This is a genomic window from Streptococcus oralis, assembly GCF_023109315.1.
Taxonomy (GTDB): domain Bacteria; phylum Bacillota; class Bacilli; order Lactobacillales; family Streptococcaceae; genus Streptococcus; species Streptococcus oralis_BS.
This window is the reverse complement of the sequence record NZ_JALDUF010000014.1, coordinates 1-5,202: the sequence shown is the minus strand read 5'-3', so window position 1 is coordinate 5,202 and position 5,202 is coordinate 1. Positions and strand designations below refer to the sequence as shown.

Here is a 5,202-nt window from a genome sequence, read left to right as displayed (position 1 = left end):
AGCTAAGCGACTTCCATATCTCACAGGGGGCAACCCCCAACTACTTCCGGCGTTCTAGGGCTTAACTACTGTGTTCGGCATGGGTACAGGTGTATCTCCTAGGCTATCGTCACTTAACTCTGAGTAATACCTACTCAAAATTGAATATCTATCAAATACCAAGTAAACCTCACACTTCGTATCCTCAGTTACTTTGGATAAGTCCTCGAGCTATTAGTATTAGTCCGCTACATGTGTCGCCACACTTCCACTTCTAACCTATCTACCTGATCATCTCTCAGGGCTCTTACTGATATATAATCATGGGAAATCTCATCTTGAGGTGGGTTTCACACTTAGATGCTTTCAGCGTTTATCCCTTCCCTACATAGCTACCCAGCGATGCCTTTGGCAAGACAACTGGTACACCAGCGGTAAGTCCACTCTGGTCCTCTCGTACTAGGAGCAGATCCTCTCAAATTTCCTACGCCCGCGACGGATAGGGACCGAACTGTCTCACGACGTTCTGAACCCAGCTCGCGTGCCGCTTTAATGGGCGAACAGCCCAACCCTTGGGACCGACTACAGCCCCAGGATGCGACGAGCCGACATCGAGGTGCCAAACCTCCCCGTCGATGTGAACTCTTGGGGGAGATAAGCCTGTTATCCCCAGGGTAGCTTTTATCCGTTGAGCGATGGCCCTTCCATACGGAACCACCGGATCACTAAGCCCGACTTTCGTCCCTGCTCGAGTTGTTGCTCTCGCAGTCAAGCTCCCTTATACCTTTACACTCTGCGAATGATTTCCAACCATTCTGAGGGAACCTTTGGGCGCCTCCGTTACCTTTTAGGAGGCGACCGCCCCAGTCAAACTGCCCGTCAGACACTGTCTCCGATAGGGATCACCTATCCGGGTTAGAGTGGCCATAACACAAGGGTAGTATCCCAACAACGTCTCCTTCGAAACTGGCGTCCCGATCTCTTAGACTCCTACCTATCCTGTACATGTGGTACAGACACTCAATATCAAACTGCAGTAAAGCTCCATGGGGTCTTTCCGTCCTGTCGCGGGTAACCTGCATCTTCACAGGTACTAAAATTTCACCGAGTCTCTCGTTGAGACAGTGCCCAAATCATTACGCCTTTCGTGCGGGTCGGAACTTACCCGACAAGGAATTTCGCTACCTTAGGACCGTTATAGTTACGGCCGCCGTTTACTGGGGCTTCAATTCATACCTTCGAGTTACCTCTAAGCACTCCTCTTAACCTTCCAGCACCGGGCAGGCGTCACCCCCTATACATCATCTTACGATTTAGCAGAGAGCTGTGTTTTTGATAAACAGTTGCTTGGGCCTATTCACTGCGGCTGACGTAAAGTCAGCACCCCTTCTCCCGAAGTTACGGGGTCATTTTGCCGAGTTCCTTAACGAGAGTTCTCTCGCTCACCTGAGGCTACTCGCCTCGACTACCTGTGTCGGTTTGCGGTACGGGTAGAGTATGTTTAACGCTAGAAGCTTTTCTTGGCAGTGTGACGTCACTAACTTCGCTACTAAACTTCGCTCCCCATCACAGCTCAATGTTATAGAATTAAGCATTTGACTCAATTCACACCTCACTGCTTAGACAGACTCTTCCATTCGTCTGCTTTAGTTAGCCTACTGCGTCCCTCCATCACTACATACTCTAGTACAGGAATATCAACCTGTTGTCCATCGGATACACCTTTCGGTCTCTCCTTAGGTCCCGACTAACCCAGGGCGGACGAGCCTTCCCCTGGAAACCTTAGTCTTACGGTGGACAGGATTCTCACCTGTCTTTCGCTACTCATACCGGCATTCTCACTTCTATGCGTTCCAGCGCTCCTCACGGTACACCTTCTCCACACATAGAACGCTCTCCTACCATACCTATAAAGGTATCCACAGCTTCGGTAAATTGTTTTAGCCCCGGTACATTTTCGGCGCAGGGTCACTCGACTAGTGAGCTATTACGCACTCTTTGAATGAATAGCTGCTTCTAAGCTAACATCCTAGTTGTCTGTGCAACCCCACATCCTTTTCCACTTAACAATTATTTTGGGACCTTAGCTGGTGGTCTGGGCTGTTTCCCTTTCGACTACGGATCTTAGCACTCGCAGTCTGACTGCCGACCATAATTCTTTGGCATTCGGAGTTTATCTGAGATTGGTAATCCGGGATGGACCCCTCACCCAAACAGTGCTCTACCTCCAAGAATCTTTATGTCGACGCTAGCCCTAAAGCTATTTCGGAGAGAACCAGCTATCTCCAAGTTCGTTTGGAATTTCTCCGCTACCCACAAGTCATCCAAGCACTTTTCAACGTGCCCTGGTTCGGTCCTCCAGTGCGTCTTACCGCACCTTCAACCTGCTCATGGGTAGGTCACATGGTTTCGGGTCTACGACATGATACTAATGCGCCCTATTCAGACTCGGTTTCCCTACGGCTCCGTCTCTTCAACTTAACCTCGCATCATATCGTAACTCGCCGGTTCATTCTACAAAAGGCACGCTCTCACCCATTAACGGGCTCGAACTTGTTGTAGGCACACGGTTTCAGGTTCTATTTCACTCCCCTCCCGGGGTGCTTTTCACCTTTCCCTCACGGTACTGGTTCACTATCGGTCACTAGGGAGTATTTAGGGTTGGGAGATGGTCCTCCCAGATTCCGACGGGATTTCTCGTGTCCCGCCGTACTCAGGATACTGCTAGGTACAAAGACTATTTTAAATACGAGGCTCTTACTCTCTTTGGCTGATCTTCCCAAATCATTCTTCTATAATCTTTGAGTCCACATTGCAGTCCTACAACCCCGAAGAGTAAACTCTTCGGTTTGCCCTCCTGCCGTTTCGCTCGCCGCTACTAAGGCAATCGCTTTTGCTTTCTCTTCCTGCAGCTACTTAGATGTTTCAGTTCACTGCGTCTTCCTCCTCACATCCTTAACAGATGTGGGTAACAGGTAGTACCTGTTGGGTTCCCCCATTCGGAAATCCCTGGATCATCGCTTACTTACAGCTACCCAAGGCATATCGTCGTTTGTCACGTCCTTCTTCGGCTCCTAGTGCCAAGGCATCCACCGTGCGCCCTTATTAACTTAACCTTATTAACCTAATTTTTTCAAAAATTAGAAAACTCATTAAATACTTACAGCGTTTCGGTTTATTTTCTTGTTACTATTTGATATAGATATTCAATTTTCAATGTGCATTACTTGGTGATCTCTCACCAATGGAGCCTAGCGGGATCGAACCGCTGACCTCCTGCGTGCAAAGCAGGCGCTCTCCCAGCTGAGCTAAGGCCCCACAAGACCTCTCAAGACTAAACAAGACCAATGTGCAGTTCCTTATCCTTAGAAAGGAGGTGATCCAGCCGCACCTTCCGATACGGCTACCTTGTTACGACTTCACCCCAATCATCTATCCCACCTTAGGCGGCTGGCTCCTAAAAGGTTACCTCACCGACTTCGGGTGTTACAAACTCTCGTGGTGTGACGGGCGGTGTGTACAAGGCCCGGGAACGTATTCACCGCGGCGTGCTGATCCGCGATTACTAGCGATTCCGACTTCATGTAGGCGAGTTGCAGCCTACAATCCGAACTGAGACTGGCTTTAAGAGATTAGCTTGCCGTCACCGGCTTGCGACTCGTTGTACCAGCCATTGTAGCACGTGTGTAGCCCAGGTCATAAGGGGCATGATGATTTGACGTCATCCCCACCTTCCTCCGGTTTATTACCGGCAGTCTCGCTAGAGTGCCCAACTGAATGATGGCAACTAACAATAGGGGTTGCGCTCGTTGCGGGACTTAACCCAACATCTCACGACACGAGCTGACGACAACCATGCACCACCTGTCACCTCTGTCCCGAAGGAAAACTCTATCTCTAGAGCGGTCAGAGGGATGTCAAGACCTGGTAAGGTTCTTCGCGTTGCTTCGAATTAAACCACATGCTCCACCGCTTGTGCGGGCCCCCGTCAATTCCTTTGAGTTTCAACCTTGCGGTCGTACTCCCCAGGCGGAGTGCTTAATGCGTTAGCTGCGGCACTAAACCCCGGAAAGGGTCTAACACCTAGCACTCATCGTTTACGGCGTGGACTACCAGGGTATCTAATCCTGTTTGCTCCCCACGCTTTCGAGCCTCAGCGTCAGTTACAAGCCAGAGAGCCGCTTTCGCCACCGGTGTTCCTCCATATATCTACGCATTTCACCGCTACACATGGAATTCCACTCTCCCCTCTTGCACTCAAGTTAAACAGTTTCCAAAGCGTACTATGGTTAAGCCACAGCCTTTAACTTCAGACTTATCTAACCGCCTGCGCTCGCTTTACGCCCAATAAATCCGGACAACGCTCGGGACCTACGTATTACCGCGGCTGCTGGCACGTAGTTAGCCGTCCCTTTCTGGTAAGATACCGTCACAGTGTGAACTTTCCACTCTCACACTCGTTCTTCTCTTACAACAGAGCTTTACGATCCGAAAACCTTCTTCACTCACGCGGCGTTGCTCGGTCAGACTTCCGTCCATTGCCGAAGATTCCCTACTGCTGCCTCCCGTAGGAGTCTGGGCCGTGTCTCAGTCCCAGTGTGGCCGATCACCCTCTCAGGTCGGCTATGTATCGTCGCCTTGGTGAGCCGTTACCCCACCAACTAGCTAATACAACGCAGGTCCATCTGGTAGTGATGCATTTGCACCTTTCAATGCATTATCATGCGATAATCCATTTTATGCGGTATTAGCTATCGTTTCCAATAGTTATCCCCCGCTACCAGGCAGGTTACCTACGCGTTACTCACCCGTTCGCAACTCATCCAAGAAGAGCAAGCTCCTCTCTTCAGCGTTCTACTTGCATGTATTAGGCACGCCGCCAGCGTTCGTCCTGAGCCAGGATCAAACTCTCATTAAAAGTTTGAGTTCTCACTCATTTCTGTCACTGACAGATTTATTGTTTTTTTCATTGTTCAGTACTATAACCTTAGTTATAGTGCCCTGCACATTGGTTCGTCTTGTTCAGTTTTCAAAGGTCTTTGTCACTCAATCTCTCTCAAGCGACAACTATATTAGTATATCACAGCTGCTAACCTATGTCAACACTTTTTTGAAACTTTTTTCAAGTTTTTTTAACCGCAATACACCCATAGTCCGTACGGGATTCGAACCCGTGTTACCGCCGTGAAAAGGCGGTGTCTTAACCCCTTGACCAACGGACCT

Annotated in this window: 2 tRNA genes and 3 rRNA genes; all 5 read right to left on the bottom strand. The window is 49.5% G+C overall.

The window, feature by feature from the left end:
* Window position 1 precedes the first annotated feature (1 nt).
* Window positions 2-117 (bottom strand): 5S ribosomal RNA (gene rrf / locus M1F74_RS10000).
* Between the two features lie 76 nt (window positions 118-193).
* Window positions 194-3,095, bottom strand: a 23S ribosomal RNA gene (locus tag M1F74_RS09995).
* Window positions 3,096-3,224: 129 nt separating this feature from the next.
* Window positions 3,225-3,297, bottom strand: a tRNA-Ala gene (locus M1F74_RS09990).
* A 51-nt stretch (window positions 3,298-3,348) separates the two neighbouring features.
* Window positions 3,349-4,897 (bottom strand): 16S ribosomal RNA (locus M1F74_RS09985).
* The 16S, 23S and 5S rRNA genes sit together here with 2 tRNA genes alongside, the layout of an rRNA operon.
* A 232-nt stretch (window positions 4,898-5,129) precedes the next feature.
* Window positions 5,130-5,201, bottom strand: a tRNA-Glu gene (locus M1F74_RS09980).
* Window position 5,202: the final 1 nt, after the last annotated feature.